Origin of the sequence: Kribbella capetownensis (assembly GCF_004331485.1) — a bacterium.
Lineage (GTDB): Bacteria > Actinomycetota > Actinomycetes > Propionibacteriales > Kribbellaceae > Kribbella > Kribbella capetownensis.
In genome coordinates, this window is the sequence record NZ_SJKD01000004.1 from 473136 (window position 1) to 487959 (window position 14824).

The following is a 14824-nucleotide window of genomic DNA, read 5'->3' on the forward strand; positions in this document are numbered from 1 at the left end:
ACCGCTCAAACGCAGGCCAGGTATCCACATCCAAAGCCCGAACCGACAGCTCGAGGTCTGCTTTCGGCTTGCCCACGGATCCTCCTTTCCACCGACTATTCGCGCCAGCCGGTGAGGTCCACTGATTTGCCGGTGTCGACCCGGAAGGCGAGGTTGATCTTGGATTCCTGGCCGGCGGCCAGGTTGAGCTTCCAGGTGATGACGCCGAGGTCGGTGGTCTCAGCCGGCTCCGGCTCGGTGCTGGTCGGCCTGACCGTGATCTCGTGGTCGCGGGCCACCGGCAACTGGTCGAGCACCGTGATCCGGGCTGAGCGTGGGGTGTGGTTCTCGATCCGGGTCTCGTACTCGACCTCGCGCCGGCGGGTCGACCCGAGCGTCGCCTTGGTCGCAGTACGGCGTACCAGCTTCCGCTCGACGCGGATCCGGTCGTCCAGGCCAAGTGCGAGCTCGACGTCCTCGCCGGGCGCCCACATCGGCAGCGCGGCCGAGCCGACGAAGTCCGCCTCATGGAAGACGGCGGCCTTCCCGGGAGGCAGCGTGTGCGTGGACGAGTTCACCACCGTGGCCCGCAGGTGGACGTCGGCCGAGCGGACCGGCGCCGTGATGTAGTCCAGCTCGGCCTCGAGACCGATCGAGGCGATCGTGGCGCGGTGCGAGGCACCGTCAGCGGGTACGGCGACCGGCCGGGGCGGGGTGTACGTCGCAGCAGTCACGCCCTGCTCGACGGTCGCGGCGAGCTCGGCGAGGGCGGGCGCCGGGGCGGATTGGAGCTGCTCGGTGAACGCCGCCGGCCGGGCCTCACGGCTCAATGAGACACCGGTCGGCACCGGCGGGTGGAAGCGGTCGAGGTACCACGGGTCCAGCTCAGGCACCTTGACGGCCGTCGTAGGCCGGGCTGTCGACAGCGTGAGGTCGCACTCGGGCCAGTCCTCACCGGTGTGCTGGGTGATCAGGCCGTACCAACTCAGCGTGAGCTTGTCGCCCGCGAGGCGTACGTCGTACGAGCTCGTCCAGCCGGCACCAGGCACGACGTACGAGAGCTCGATCTCCACCTCGGCCTCGGCGTCCAGGGCCAAGGCGACGGCAGCCGAACGACGGTCAGGAGTGCGTTGCTGTGCGACCGCGGCAAGCCGGCGGTCGGCAGCGGCGACGCGTTCCTCGGCTTCGCGCCGCTGCGTAGCGAGCTCCCTGCGCGTCGATCGTACGGCGGTCAGCCGGGCCGCGAGTGACTCGGCGAAGCCGCCCAGCTCGGCGCCTGACCCACCGGAGGCCAGCGTCTTCGCGAAGCTGCCGCCGGCGCGCCGCGCCAGCTGCGCCAGGAACGTGTCGAGCTGGGCCTGGACGTCATCGGCGTCGGTCAGTTCCGCAACCTCGGACTGGGCCTCGCGGCGTTGCCGCTCCAGCTCGGCCACAGTCTCGTCCGGCGCCTGCGGATGGTGGCGCATCGCCAGGTCCACGCCGAGCACAGTGGCCGGACCGTGGCCGGAGACCCGGACCGAGTCCTCCTGCAAGGCGAGCGGCAGCGGCTCGACGTACACCGTCTGATCGCCGGCCGGCACAGTGATCTTGCCGCGCCGAGTGACTCGGGCCCGGTCCGGATAGACAGTGACGGCCGCGATGGGAGCATCCACCACAAGTTCAACCATGACCCGACAGTAGCCGCCCGCTGGGACAGTGAAGCCTGGCCAAGAACCTACGACCGCAGCGAGTGCGTGACCGACCACGTCGACGCCTACCTGCTCACCGGGTCCCTTCCGCCCAAGGGAACGGTGTGCCCGGCGAACCCGAATCCCTTCCTGCCCGCGGCGGCTCGCACCCTCCAACGGACAGCTCCTTTGGTCGGCCTACCGCCACCGGCGCTCCTGCACCGCTGACCGCCGGGCAGACTGCCCAATAAGTGTTTGACGGTTGGGCTGGTCGTGCGGCATCGTTCTCCCCAAGAGTTGTTGGGGAGTGAGATGACCGAGGACGAAGTCAAGGAGCTGCGGGCGGTGGCTCATCCGGTCCGGCTGCGGATCCTGTCGCTGCTGACCGGTACGGCGATGAGCGCCGCCGAGGTGGCCCGGGAGCTGCACCTGACGCATGCGAACGCGTCGTACCACCTGCGGATCCTGCTCGAGTCGGGCGCGATCGTGGAGGCGGGGGAGGAGCGGATCCGTGGCGGGGTCGCGAAGCGGTACCGCTATCCGCACGAGGACCCAGGACAGCCTCGGTCCCGGATCACCACGGAGAGCCGGATCGCCGAGGTGCGTGCGCTGGGTCGCGAGTTGGAGCGCCGGATGACGCAGCGCAAGCCGAAGTCGCCGAACCATTTCAGCGACCTCGACGGATGGGTGCCGCCGGAGGTCTGGGAGCGGGTGCGCGAACTGCTGATGGAGGCCTCGGGCTTGATGCATGACCACAACCAGCCGCCGCGGACACCGGGCACGGTGCATGTCAGCGCCACGTCCTGGACGTTCGAGATGACCAAGAAGGCGCGGTCATGAAGGACGGCTCCGCGCTCGCCCCGCTGCGCGAGCCCAACTTCCGGTACTACTGGATGTCCCGGCTGATCGACCGAGCCGGTACGACGATGGCCGGCGTCGCGCTCGCGTTCGCGGTGCTCCACGTCAGCGATTCGGCGACGGCGCTCGGCACGGTCCTGGCCGCCTACAGCATCCCGATGGTCGTGTTCCTGCTGGCCGGCGGCGTACTGGCCGACCGGTTCGGCCGGACCTTGGTGATCCAGCTGAGCAATGTTCTGTCCGGCCTCAGCCAGTTGGCGACGGCCGCGCTGGTGATCACCGGTACCGCCGAGGTCTGGCAACTGGCGGCGCTCGCCGCGCTCAACGGCACCGCCACGGCCGCGGGGATGCCGGCCCTGGCGGGCGTGATGCCCCAACTCGTCCCGCGCGACCAACTCAAGGCGGCGAACCTCGTACTCGCGGTGCCCGAGAACGCACTGATGGTGCTCGGCCCGGCCGTGAGTGGTGTGCTCGTGGCCGTCGTCGGACCGGGGTGGGCGCTGGCCGTGGACGGTACGACGTACCTGCTCGCGATGCTTGTCCTCACGCGGGTTCGCATTCCTCGCCCGGCCGACGGGCAGCAGCGCGGCGGCGCCATCGCCGACCTGCGCGAGGGGTGGACCTACTTCCGCGGTACCACCTGGCTCTGGGTCGTCGTCGCCTCGTTTTCCTTGCTCAACGCGATCAGCAGCGGCGGACTCAACACCCTCGGCCCGGTGCTCGCCACCCAGACCGATATCGGCGAGGCCGGCTGGGGACTGATCCGGTCGGCCCAGGCGGTCGGCTTCCTGGTGTGCTCGCTGATCCTGATCCGCATCTCCTTCCGCAGGCCGCTCCTGTGGGGGATGGCCGCGGTGGCTCTGAACGGAATCCCGATGCTGGTCCTCGGGCTGCAGCCCGTGCTGGTGGCGGCCATGGTCGGGGCCTTCCTGGCCGGTCTCGGCAGCCAGGTCTTCGGTCTGGGCTGGGACCTCGCGATGCAGGAACACGTGCCGGTCGAGATGCTCTCGCGTGCCTACTCCTACGACATGCTCGGCTCGTTCGTCGCGATCCCGGTCGGCCAGTTGCTGTTCGGTCCGATCGGGCTGGCCTTCGGCGTTCAGCGAGTCATGGTGATCGCCGGAGTGGCGTACATCGTGGTCGCCCTCGTGACACTGGCGTCACGGTCGGTGCGCGACCTTCCGCGGGCGACGACGACAGTGAGTGCAAGGTCACTTCCGCAAGATAGTTAGTGCACTAATCATTCGTGTACACTTGAGCCATGGCGACCAGGGGTACCAGGAGCCGGAGAGCTCCGATGAACATCGAGACGGTGCAGCGATGGGTCGCCTCGGCCATCCTCTTCCACGTCGGCAGCGTTCCCGCGGTCACGCTCGCCGTGTACAGCATCGGGGTCGCGGACACCGACTACGGCAAGGGCGTCGGCCTGTGGATCATGTCGGGCGTCATCGGCCTGCTCACCGCAGCCGGCATCCTGGCGATCTTCCGGCGCTCGCTGCTGTCGCTCTGGCTCATCGTCGGCCTGCTCCCGACCGTCGTGACCGGCTTCTACGTGTTGTGAACCGTCGGCCCGTAGTGGCGAGCGACATCCAGTCGTAGGGTCGAAGAAGGGGCGGCCGACGTCGTCCCGGGTCTGCGGACTGGAGGGCACAGCAATGGTTGAGTCGGTCGCACCGCACGGGCTGCATCACGTCACCGCGATCGCGGAGGATCCACAGCGGAACGTGGACTTCTACACGACGGTGCTGGGCCTCCGCCTGGTCAAGCGGACCGTGAACTTCGACGCCCCGGACACCTACCACCTGTACTACGGCGATTCCTCGGGCCGGCCGTCGACGCTGCTGACGTTCTTCCCGTGGCCGGGAGCGCCGTACGGCAGGCAGGGCACGGGGCTCACCACGGCGACCGCGTTCAGCGTGCCGCCGGAGTCGATCGGCTGGTGGCAGCAGCGGTTGCAGAGCCTCGGCGTCGATGCCGACGCACCGGTGGCGCGCTCGGACGAGGAGGTACTGCGGCTGCGCGACCCCGACGGCCTGGTGATCGAGTTGGTCGCCTCCGACGGTGACACCCGGTCGGGCTGGGACGGCGTCGCCGCCATCCCGTTCGACAACGCCGTTCGCGGCCTGTTCTCGGTCACCATGACCGAGCAGATGCTCGACCCGACCGCCGAGATGCTCGCGGGCATGCTCGGGATGCAGCACGGGCAAGACTCCGCCGATGGATCCCGGTTCGTCATGTCCGGGGGAGCCGAGGGTACGGCGGTCGACGTTCAGCCCAGTACGTCGTCGCGCGGTGTGCAGGCGGCCGGAACGGTTCACCACATCGCGTTCCGGGCGCCTGATGGCGAGACCCAGGCGAAGTGGCGCCTCGAGCTGATCGAGGCCGGCGTACAGGTCACCGAGATTCTCGACCGGCAGTACTTCACCTCGATCTACTTCCGCGAACCGGGCGGAGTCCTGCTGGAGATCGCGACCGACCAGCCGGGCTTCACCGTCGACGAGCCGCTGCTGGAACTCGGCCAGCATCTGAAGCTCCCGCCCTGGCTCGAACCGAACCGCGAGCAGATCCAGGCCTCGTTGCCGTCGCTGCGCGTCCCGCCGGCCCCGGACGAGGTCGATCGATGAGCGAGGATCCGCTCCAGCGGCCGCACGTCTGGCAACCGGGGTCGTCCGCGCCGCCGCTGCTGTTGCTGCACGGCACCGGCGGAGACGAGTACGACCTGCTCGTGCTGCGGCAGTATCTCGCGCCCGAGGCGCCCGTGCTGTCGCCGCGGGGAACGGTGTCGGAGCACGGGATGGCCCGATTCTTCCGCAGAGTCCAGGAGGGCGTCTTCGACGAGGAGGATCTGCGACTGCGCGCCGACGAGTTGGCTGCTTTCCTCACGGCTGCCGAGCAGAAGTACGACGTACCTGCTGGGTCCTGGGTCGCGGTCGGGTTCTCCAACGGGGCCAACATGGCATCCGCGCTCCTGCTACGTCACCCCGAGTCCCTCGCCGGCGCAGTACTGCTGGCCGCGATGGTCCCGTTCGCTGCCGACGAGCCCGCGAACGACGCCCTGGCCGGCAAACGAGTCCTCATCGTCAACGGTGACACCGACCCGATGGCCACCGCAGAACAAACCACCCGACTGACCGCCCAGCTCCGCAGCCGAGGCGCCGACGTGGACCTGCTGCCCTTCGAAGGCGGCCACACCATCGACCCGGCCCAGCTGCCCCGCATCAAACAGTTCGTCGACACCTTCAACGACTCGCTGTGAAGACGGCGAGAATCACGCCGCGCCGCTGATTCGGGGTGGTGGTTGGGTGCGCTGGGCGGAGGCGTTGAGGCCGGCCAGTTGGACGCAGGCTGCGGTGAGGGCGTCCTGCTGGGTGGGCCATTGGTCGACGCACCAGTAGGGGTCGTCGGGCTGGCGGTCGTGGTCGTCGTCGATGTCGGCGCACCAGCCGCCGGTGAAGGCTTGATGGATGTGGATTCTGAGGTTCATGGTGGTGACTCCCTGGGGGGCTTCATCGGGATTCCGCCAGCGTTCGTAGCGATGCGGGAGCCGGATGGTCGCGTCGCACCGGGGCGGCCGGCGTCCGCTGTGCGGCGGACGCCGGGGTGGTGCGATCACAGGATGCTGAGCGAGATGGTGCCCGGCGCGAGCCGTCGGGTGTTCACGTCGTCGCGGCCGGCCAGCGTGTCGATCGTCAACTGGTCCGTCGGTTCCGCGTCCTTCAGCCGTACGTCGGCCTTCAGCCCGGACACCTGCACGTCCCCGCTGGAGCCGGAGACCCGGATGTGGTCCCTTCCGGCGGTGCCGGTGACAGTCACAGCGTCGACCGCTGAGTCACCGCCGCTCGCGTTGAGCTGTGCACCGAGGTCGACATCGACGTTCTTGACGTCGGTACCGCGCAGATCGCCGACGGTGACCGAGTCGGCGCCACCGAGCGCGTTCAGCGAGACCCGCTCGACGTTGTCGGTGTCCATCACGATGTTGCCCACGTCCCGGGTGAACCGCAGTCGCGGACCGTTGGCGGCGGCAACGAACTTCTCCGCCGCGGCCGCACCGTTGAACACCAGCGTGTCCTGGTCGCGACCGCCCTGGATCACGTCGCTGCCGTCGCCCGGATCCCAGGTGAACGAGTCGCGGCCGTTGCCGAGCAGTGCGGTGTCGGTGCCACGGTTGCCGTCGACGCTGTCGTTGCCGGCGCCCATCCGGAACAGTTCGTTGCCGCTGCCCCCGACCGCGGAGTCGTTGCCGTCGCCGGTGTCGATGATCGTGAACGGCTGAACCTCGGCGCCGTAGTCGATCCGTACGACGTCGTTGCCGCCCCGGCTGCTGACGAGGATCTGGGTGAAGTCGCTGCGGTTGACCGTGCGCTTGGTCGTACCAGGACCGAAGTCGACCTCGAGAACCGACGTGTTGGTGGCCGGTACGGTCAGCGTGATGTTGTCCGCGTGGTTCGTGCCGGTGACGATCAGCTGGCCGGTGTCGATGACGACGCCACTCGACGGAGTCGCGGATGCCGTGCCTGCCAGAGTCACGGCGATGCCGGTGCTGATGGCCGCGGCAGCTGCCGCGCTCAGACCTCGGCGCAGACGCCTTGTCACACTACTCATGATCTTGTCCCTCCCAATGGGTACGGCGGTCTCGAGTCGACGCGCCGTGCTGTCTATGGGGGGCTACACGCGCCCCGTCGCCGGCCGGTTCAAACATTTCCGACGTAATTTCTGGCACCATGGCAGTTGGTTGCCTGGAGCATCTAAAACCACTCAGGGTGTGGTGAGTGCCGACCCGGGGTTCGATCCGGGGACATCCACCATGTGCTGCGCGGGCCGGACGAGGAGGATCAAGAAGCGTCGAACCGAATGGGCTCGGGGTCCGTATAGGGAGCACGGAAGACCGGCAGAGGGAGGCGATCATGACAACAGTCGAGGTGCGGTCAGTACCGACGGTCGTCGGCCCGGATCGCCTGGTGACTGGTCGCTACCGCTTGAGGACGTTGCTCGGCCGCGGCGGTATGGGCCGGGTCTGGCTCGCCGATGACGAGTTGCTGGGGCGGCGCGTCGCGATCAAGCAGGTGGTGCTTCCCGGCCGCGCGTCCGAGCAGGTTCGCGCCAGTGCGCTGGCCGAGGCGCGCGCGGTGGCGCGAGTGGATCACCACAATGTGGTCAAGGTATACGACGTTGTCGAGGACGCCGGCGATCACTGGATCGTGATGGAACCGCTGACAGGGCGAACCATGGCCGACGCGCTGGCGTCGGACGGTCCGCTACCGGCTGCCGACGTACAGCGGATCGCATTGCACCTGGTCGACGCGCTACGGGCCGTCCATCAGGCCGGTCTGGTGCACTCCGACGTCAAGCCGGCCAACGTCCAACTGTGTGACGACGGACGGGTTGTCCTGATGGACTTCGGCATCGCAACCGCGGTCGACGACGAGCAGACGCTGTCGAGCGAGGCGATGGCCGGCAGCCCGGCGTACATGTCACCGGAGCGAGCCCGCGGGGACGCGGTCGGCCCGGCATCCGACCTGTTCTCGCTGGGCGCGACCTTGTTCGCGGCCATCGAGGGGAAGTCACCCTTCGGCGCCGGCGACCCGTTCAGCACCCTGGTCGCTGTGGTCGAGGCCCGGCCTGCCGCCTTCGTCAACGCTGGCCCCCTGCGCCCGATCATCGAAGCCCTACTGGCCAAAGACCCCACCAATCGCCTCACCGTCGCCCAAACCCTCTCCGCCCTGAACACCAGCTGAAGTCCTGAGCCCGTGCGATCCTGAGCCGGTGACAGATGGCATGACGGCTGGTGCGTGGGCCGATCAGCAGGTGGCCGCGGTTCGCGACGATCCGTCCGTCGTCCTGTGCCGGGTGCTGTACACGCACACCCTCGTCTCGGCGCCGCGGATCGCGCTCGGATGGCTGCGTCCGCTCGCCCCGTTGCTGGGCGATCCGAGGCTCGGCATGGCCGGGATCTTCCTTCAGCTGTCGCGCGTCCTGCCGGACGAGTACCCGCTCCGCGAGAGTGTGCAGTCCTACCTGAAGGACGAGCTCGGGCTCGTTGGTTCTCTGCCTGGCCCACCGCCTGCTGCCGCCGGACCGTCAGCTCGGGGGATGAGGTTTCGTGAGGGCGTCGGTGAGGGGGTGGATGGCGGCCAGGGCGGCGGTGGTTCCCGTTGGTACGTCGTGGCGTTCGCCGATGGTCTCGGGGGGAGTAGTAGGCGAGCCGCGTCGTGCCGGCGTCGTCCCAGATGAGGAGCTTCAAGGGCAGATCGAGGGCACTCAGCGGCGCGGCCTCCATGACCGGGGTGCCGGCCGCCGGATTGCCGAAGATGACCAGGACGGTGTCGCGCAAGGTGAGACCGGCCGCGCGGGCCGCCGCGGCCTGGTCGATGACGGCGAAGACCGTGACTCCCTTGGCACCGAGGATGTCGCGGAATCTCGCGGTCACCTCGGCGACGGTGCCGGTCGCCACCTTCGTGATCACCCGATCGTGATCGTGCATCACCGCGCTCTCCGCGGTCAGTCGACCACTGCGGGTGGCAGATCGCCCTGGACGAGATCCGATTTCGCGCGTTTGCGGGGCAGCATCAGGGCCGGGATCAAGGTGAGGACAACCATCACCCAGGCGACCCAGTAGGTGTTGGCGAAGGCCTGGGCGGCCTCGACCAGTCCGCGGGCGATGGCGGCGGGGTCGATGTGCAGCGGGATCAGGCTCTCCGGGCGGGTGTTGGACAAGATGGCGGCCTGGGTCTCCTTGAGTCCGTCGCCCAGCCCGGGAATGTTCTGCGTACCCGGGATGATCGGCGAGTCGTTGAGCTGGTTGGTGAGGATGACCGACATCGTCGCGACCCCGCAGGACGACGCGATCTGCTGCGTGATGTTCAGCAGGGTCGAGCCGCGCGAGACCTGGGGACCGCGCAGCGTCCGCAGCGCCGTGGTGAACAGCGGCATCATCGTGCCGCCCATCCCGAAGCCCATCACGACCAGCATGACGATGATCAGCGCGTACGGCGTCGTCGCCGTGAGCTGGGTCAGTCCGAACATGCCGATGACGATCAGCCCGAGCCCGACGGGCACGATCCGGCCCACCGGGATCTTGTCCACCAGCCGTCCGGCGATCGGCATGGTCACCATGGCACCGAGTCCCTGCGGCGCCACCAGGAGACCCGCATGCAGGGTGGACTCGCCGCGAATCTGCTGGAAGTACGTCGGCACCAGGAGCAGGCCGCCGAAGAACGCCGCGGCGAACAGGAACATGGTGATGATCGAGACGGTGAGGTTGCGGTCGCGGAACAGCCGCAGGTCCAGCAGTGGGTGCTCCGGCTTGAAGGAGTGCCAGACGAAGGCCGCCATCAACAGCACACCGATCAGGATCGAGACCCACACCCGGGGCGCGGTGAAGTCACCGCCCTCGGCGGGCAGCGAGGAGATGCCGAACAGGAACAGGGCGAGCCCGGGGGACATCAGCGCGACTCCGAGGAGGTCGAGCGATTCCGACGGCTCAGCATGGTCCTTGGCCAGGGCGAACCAGGCGTAGACCAGCGCGATCGCGCCGAGCGGGACGTTGATGAGGAAGATCCAGTGCCAGCTGGCCACCTCGATCAGCCAGCCACCCAGGATCGGTCCCATGATCGGGCCGAGCAGCATGGGTACGCCGAGGATGGCCATCAGCCGGCCCATCCGGTGTGGTCCCGCGGCCTGGGTCATGATCGTCATGCCGAGCGGCATCAGCATGCCGCCACCCAGACCCTGCAGGACGCGGAACGCGATGAGCATGTCGATGCTCGTCGCGGTGGCGCACAGGGCGGACCCGGCGGTGAAGAGGAAGATCGCCGTCATGTACAGCCGCTTGGTGCCGAACCGGTTGGCCCCCCACCCGGTCAGCGGAATCACGGTCGCGAGCGCGAGCGTGTACGCGGTCACCGTCCAGGCGACGTGGGCGTAGGTGACCGGATCGTCGGGTGTGCCGAACTCGAGCTGGAACGTCGGCAGGGCGACGTTGACCACCGTGATGTCGAGGATCGACATGATGGCGCCCAGCACCACGACACCGGCGATCTTCAGAACAGCGGCATCAATGTGGTCCGGGTAGTCGGACTGGGTCGCTGGCTGGCTCAACGTCATCCCCCCTGAGCACAAGGTCTGCTTGCCGCGAGCCTACGCGCGAACCCGGCCCCGACACGAGCAAATTGCTGATCCAACCGGACGATCCCCGAGTGTCAGTCACCGACTACGGACAGTGCGCAGGCGTCTGGCCGGGGTGGCGGGGAATTGCCAGTGGCGGGTTTCGGTCAATTGGTGTGGTGGGTCGCCGTGGGTGGTGCGTAATTGTCCAGCACTCCTCCTACCGCCACGGAGAAAGGGGCCGTCGTGCCCTCCGCCCTTCCGCACCGCCGTCTGCTTGTTTGCCTCCTGACCGCTGTGACCTTGGCCGGCTCGCTGGTCGCCGGACCGGCCGCGGCGGCACCGCCAGGACCCGGTCCGTCCCGTCAGGTGTCGATGCCGGACGGCGGTCACATCGCCCTCGATCCGGACGGCGCAGCTACCCGGACCGATGCCCACGGCAACGTTCTCGGCCGTACGACGATCCTGGTCCCGGACGGTACGGCGGCAGTCGGCGGCGACTGGGCTCCCACGGACGAGGCGGTGCGCGCCACCTTCGCACAGCAGACCGCACACCCCGAGCAGCGTGTCTCGGCGATGTCGACCGGCCCGAAGCCCGTGCCGGCGGAGGCGGTCAGTGCGGCTCGCAAGGCGGCGACTCCAACGGCGGCCAAGACCCTGCCGTCGGCCCTGCCGACGAACTACGGCCTGACCTCCTCCGCGCAGAGCTTCCTCAACGCCGGAGGTACGAACGCGGTCGGCGCCTTCAGCACGCTGCAGGAGCGGTTCGGCCAACTGCCAGGTGCCGGCCAGATCATCACGAACGTCTCCATCGGCGATCTCACCGACCAGGCGATGGCCGATGCGGGCGACAACTACGTCCGCTCCCACGGCCCGACCACGATCGTCCGTGACGGACAGCGCTACCTCGACCTGCCGGCCATGCCGCTGATTCCGACGTACACAGCAGGGCCGGACGGCAAGCTGGACCCGGTCGGCTCGACCGAGGGCCAGGACGCCCAACTCGGTGAGGTGCTGCTCGACTTCGGGGTGATGGCACCGCTGCCGCACGACAAGCAGCGCCCCGAGGCGACCGGCGACGGTCTGACCGATCTGCTCGGCATCGCGCCGGGTGCGCAGTACCGGCTCGTCGTACCGAAGGAGCCGACGTTCGACCAGATCGCGGTGGCGTTGCTGGCCGCGGCCCGGCAGACCCCGCGCCCGGACGTGATCACGGCGAGCCTCGGCTTCGGCACCGACACCCAGGGCTTCCCGGGCCGGTACCTCGAGGACGACCCGGTGATCCGGAACGTGGTCAGCACGATCGTGCACCAATACCACATCGTGGTGACCATCTCGTCGAACGACGGCACCCGGCTCTACACGCCGACCGCGGTCGGTCCGGACGGCGGCAGCACACCCACCGACCTGGTCGCACACCACGAGACCGCGACCGATATCGACGACGTCGCGCAGTCCACCACGCCGACGCGGGTCCCGGACAGTGGTGCGATCGCCGTCGGCGGCACGACGCTCGACGACATTGCTTCGGAGCCGCCGTCGCACAACCCGACCTTCGCGGCCACGCGCACCAACGGTGGCACGACGTTCTCGTCCGGCTTCGGCACGCGCCTCAACGTGTCCGCACCCAGCGACGGCATCCTGGTGTACGAGCACACCGGGGGAGGGGCCGCGCAAGATGTCATGCCCGTACTGAACGGCGGTACGTCGGCGTCCGCGCCGATGGTCGCCGCGGCCGCTGCCGTCGTACTGCAGGCATCAGAACTGACGGGACACCGGCTCAGCCCGACTGATGTGCGAGCCTTGCTGGAACGCACCGGTCGTGCGGTCGCTACCCCGCCGCAGATGGACCGGAAGGTCACCGTCGGACCGCAGCTCGATGTCACCGCCGCGGTCAACGACCTGCTGCGCGACCACAAGGGACAGCACCGGATCGCGCGGCTGTCGGTCGCACACCGCGTCGTCACCGGCGGCCTCGGCAGTTCGTTCCTCGAGTCCAGTGAGCCGGACCGGATCGACCTGCAGACCGGCGGCACCGGCGAAGGCCTTGTCGGACCGGTCACCATTGGCGCCGACATCGTTGGCGCGACCAACGGCAAGGCCGACTATGTGCTGACCGTCAACGGCCACGAGTTCCACTCGTCCGTACCCGCGGTCCGGCTGACGCCGACGGAGCTGCTCGGCGCCGCGGGTCTGCCCGTCGTGTCCGATCAGGATCGCGACGTCAGCGTGACGTTCGACGTACGCAACGGCAAGCATGTGGTCGACTCGGCGGCCAAGACGCTCACCGTCGGACCGACGGACGGGACGTACGCCGAGGCGGTGGCACCCATCGCGCCGGCGACTGTCCGCGCGGGCAGCGCGGTCACGGCTCACTACGACCTGACCGGCGTACGGAACCTGTCCAACCCGCAGCTCGTGGTGTCCACGCTCGGGCATTGGAACCCGCTCACCGCACCGCTGTTCGGCACCGGGTTCGTTGCTCCACTCAACGATCTGAGTGGCGACGTCGTGATCCCGGCGAGCGCGTTCGTCGGCGGGGGTGGGATCTACGGCATCGGGATCGTCCAGCGGTCCGTCACCGGTTCGGCCGGCTCGCCGACGTACGGCGAGTTCACCGCGATTCGGGTCGACGGCGGTACGGCCGACCACCGGCCGCCGGCCCCGGCGCTCGGTACGCAAGCCCACCACACGCTGGAGATCCGGCGCGCCGAGCCGCGCTTCTCGCTCCGGTACGACGTCCGCTCGGTGCCGGGCGCGGCCGGAGCGGCGGTCGAGTTCTCCGCTCCCGCGCCGACGCTCTACAACGCGCTCAACACCTTCACCAACGCCAACGGTGACTCGCGCGACCAGAACGGAGTCAACGCGGGATCCGTTGCGTATCAACGCCTTCCGGCCCTCTCGGGCATCGCGTTCCTGAGTGCGGTCGACCTCGGTCTCGGCGGCTCGGTGGCGTACAACGTCCGGGTCTTCGGGACCGACCGATCCGGCCGGATCCTCGGCCAGGCGTCCGCGTCGTCGCTGCTGACCGTCGACGACGGCCTCGCGCCCGGAGACGGGAGGGTGACGAGCTTCACGGCACAGCCCGGGGGTACGTCGTACGCCGCCCTGCGGACGCCCGGCGGGGGAGAGTCGGTGCTGGAGTACGACGCCGCGGCCGGCACCTATGGCAGCACGATCACCACCGATCCGTCGCCGGACGGTGGCTACCAGGTCCTCGGTGCTGATCCGCAGGCGCACCGCGTCGTACTCCTGCACTTCTCGCCGACCGGCTCGGCCCTGGAGACCTACAACACCACCACGAAGCAGCGCGTCGCCACGGCGGCCATGGACGGCTACACGGTTCGGGGCGGACGCGTCGACGCCGTCCGGCATCGTGCAGCGATCCTTGCCTTGCGCAACGACGATGGTACCGACGTCGTTCTCCCGCTCGCCGTCGCGAGCGGCACCCTGGGTCCGGCGATCGACGCTGATCCGCCGGGTGCGGTGCGGGGTGGGTTCAAGATGATCGAGCTCGACCGGCAGACCGGGAGGGTGTACCTGTCCCGGACCAGCAGCAGCCTGATCTGCATCGGTGGCGGGGCGGGCTCCGCGGTGAGCGTCGACCTCGACACCGGCGCGCTGCGGCTGTCGGACTCGGGCAGCGTCTGCGCCAACGGCCTCGCGCTGGACGAGGGGGCGGACCGGCTCTACCAGTTGTCGTACCGCTCGGTCAGCCTGAACATCGTTGGGACGACCAGCATGAGCGTGCTGGCCGGCGACACCATGACGACCGCGGCGCCGACCATTCCGGTCCGGCAGCAGCAGGCGGCGTACCTCGCGATCGACAGCGTGCACCACGTCGGGCTGGTCGCGTTCCGCACTCCGCCGGTGCTGTCACAGTTCGGCCGTGTCGGCGGAGTTGTCACCGACAGCAACGCGACCAGCCAGCTCGCGGTCATCGATCTGGCCACCGGCCAACAGGTCTCGGTGGTGTCCGGGTTGAACTTCGTCAGTAGTCCGTTCGGCGGCGAGTACAACGCGCAGACCGAACGTGCGGTGCAGCTGGACCCGAACACCCGCACCGGGTGGGTGCCGTCCGTCGACGGTCGGCAGTTGCAGCAGTTCAAGTACTGACCCACCGCTCAGCCCGGCCCGCAGCGGCCGGGATCGTCCACCCCAGGCGGGCAAGCAGCGAGCCGGTCTCGAATACTCCAGACGTCCACTTGGCGCGGTCT

At 68.9% G+C, this 14824-nt stretch carries 13 protein-coding genes and 1 pseudogene; 9 read left to right on the forward strand and 5 right to left on the reverse strand.

The window, feature by feature from the left end; translation table 11 throughout:
* Nucleotides 1–95 precede the first annotated feature (95 nt).
* Entirely contained in the window at nt 96–1646 is a 1551-nt protein-coding gene (locus tag E0H75_RS20485) for a mucoidy inhibitor MuiA family protein (protein WP_131515178.1), read from the reverse strand.
* On the opposite strand from E0H75_RS20485, the gene E0H75_RS45035 reads away from it, so the two are divergent.
* The 6 genes from E0H75_RS45035 (at nt 1626) to E0H75_RS20515 (ending at nt 5760) form a co-directional block, all read left to right on the forward strand.
* Nucleotides 1626–1874, forward strand: a complete 249-nt coding sequence (locus E0H75_RS45035) for an alpha/beta hydrolase (RefSeq protein ID WP_420323300.1) — start codon at nt 1626–1628, stop codon at nt 1872–1874. The genes E0H75_RS20485 and E0H75_RS45035 overlap by 21 nt on opposite strands.
* Before the next feature lie 84 nt (nt 1875–1958).
* Entirely contained in the window at nt 1959–2486 is a 528-nt protein-coding gene (locus E0H75_RS20495) for an ArsR/SmtB family transcription factor (RefSeq protein ID WP_131515179.1), read from the forward strand.
* Complete coding sequence (locus E0H75_RS20500; protein WP_131515180.1) at nt 2483–3736, forward strand: MFS transporter; 1254 nt, start codon at nt 2483–2485, stop codon at nt 3734–3736. Before E0H75_RS20495 ends, E0H75_RS20500 begins: the two co-directional genes overlap by 4 nt.
* Nucleotides 3737–3801: 65 nt before the next feature.
* Entirely contained in the window at nt 3802–4065 is a 264-nt protein-coding gene (locus E0H75_RS20505; RefSeq protein WP_131515181.1) for a hypothetical protein, read from the forward strand.
* A gap of 94 nt (nt 4066–4159) precedes the next feature.
* A complete protein-coding gene (locus E0H75_RS20510) occupies nt 4160–5128 on the forward strand; it encodes a ring-cleaving dioxygenase (protein WP_131515182.1) in 969 nt (322 codons plus the stop codon).
* The gene (locus tag E0H75_RS20515; protein ID WP_131515183.1) at nt 5125–5760 is read left to right on the forward strand and encodes an alpha/beta hydrolase; all 636 of its coding nucleotides are present in this window, start codon (nt 5125–5127) and stop codon (nt 5758–5760) included. Before E0H75_RS20510 ends, E0H75_RS20515 begins: the two co-directional genes overlap by 4 nt.
* A gap of 12 nt (nt 5761–5772) precedes the next feature.
* On the opposite strand, the gene E0H75_RS20520 is transcribed toward E0H75_RS20515, so the two are convergent.
* On the reverse strand, nt 5773–5988 hold the full coding sequence (locus E0H75_RS20520; protein ID WP_131515184.1) for a hypothetical protein: 216 nt from the start codon (nt 5986–5988) through the stop codon (nt 5773–5775).
* Nucleotides 5989–6113: 125 nt separating this feature from the next.
* Nucleotides 6114–7106 (reverse strand): calcium-binding protein, encoded by a 993-nt coding sequence (locus E0H75_RS20525; RefSeq protein ID WP_131515185.1) that lies wholly within the window; start codon nt 7104–7106, stop codon nt 6114–6116.
* Between the two features lie 302 nt (nt 7107–7408).
* Between E0H75_RS20525 and E0H75_RS20530 the strand changes: the two genes are divergently transcribed.
* Both E0H75_RS20530 and E0H75_RS20535 read left to right on the forward strand, forming a co-directional pair.
* Complete coding sequence (locus tag E0H75_RS20530; protein WP_131515186.1) at nt 7409–8239, forward strand: serine/threonine-protein kinase; 831 nt, start codon at nt 7409–7411, stop codon at nt 8237–8239.
* 28 nt (nt 8240–8267) lie between these two features.
* Nucleotides 8268–8735 (forward strand): hypothetical protein, encoded by a 468-nt coding sequence (locus E0H75_RS20535; RefSeq protein ID WP_131515187.1) that lies wholly within the window; start codon nt 8268–8270, stop codon nt 8733–8735.
* A 13-nt stretch (nt 8736–8748) separates the two neighbouring features.
* Here the strand turns inward: E0H75_RS20535 and E0H75_RS45040 are convergent.
* Together E0H75_RS45040 and E0H75_RS20545 are read right to left on the reverse strand one after the other, a co-directional pair.
* Nucleotides 8749–8985 (reverse strand): annotated as a pseudogene (locus E0H75_RS45040) (DUF302 domain-containing protein); the annotation flags it as partial.
* 17 nt (nt 8986–9002) lie between these two features.
* Nucleotides 9003–10607, reverse strand: coding sequence for a DHA2 family efflux MFS transporter permease subunit (locus tag E0H75_RS20545; protein ID WP_131515188.1), 1605 nt, complete (start codon nt 10605–10607; stop codon nt 9003–9005).
* A gap of 297 nt (nt 10608–10904) precedes the next feature.
* Here E0H75_RS20545 and E0H75_RS20550 point away from each other — a divergent pair, with 297 nt between their 5' ends.
* The gene (locus tag E0H75_RS20550) at nt 10905–14723 is read left to right on the forward strand and encodes a S8 family serine peptidase (protein WP_202873074.1); all 3819 of its coding nucleotides are present in this window, start codon (nt 10905–10907) and stop codon (nt 14721–14723) included.
* Nucleotides 14724–14824: the final 101 nt, after the last annotated feature.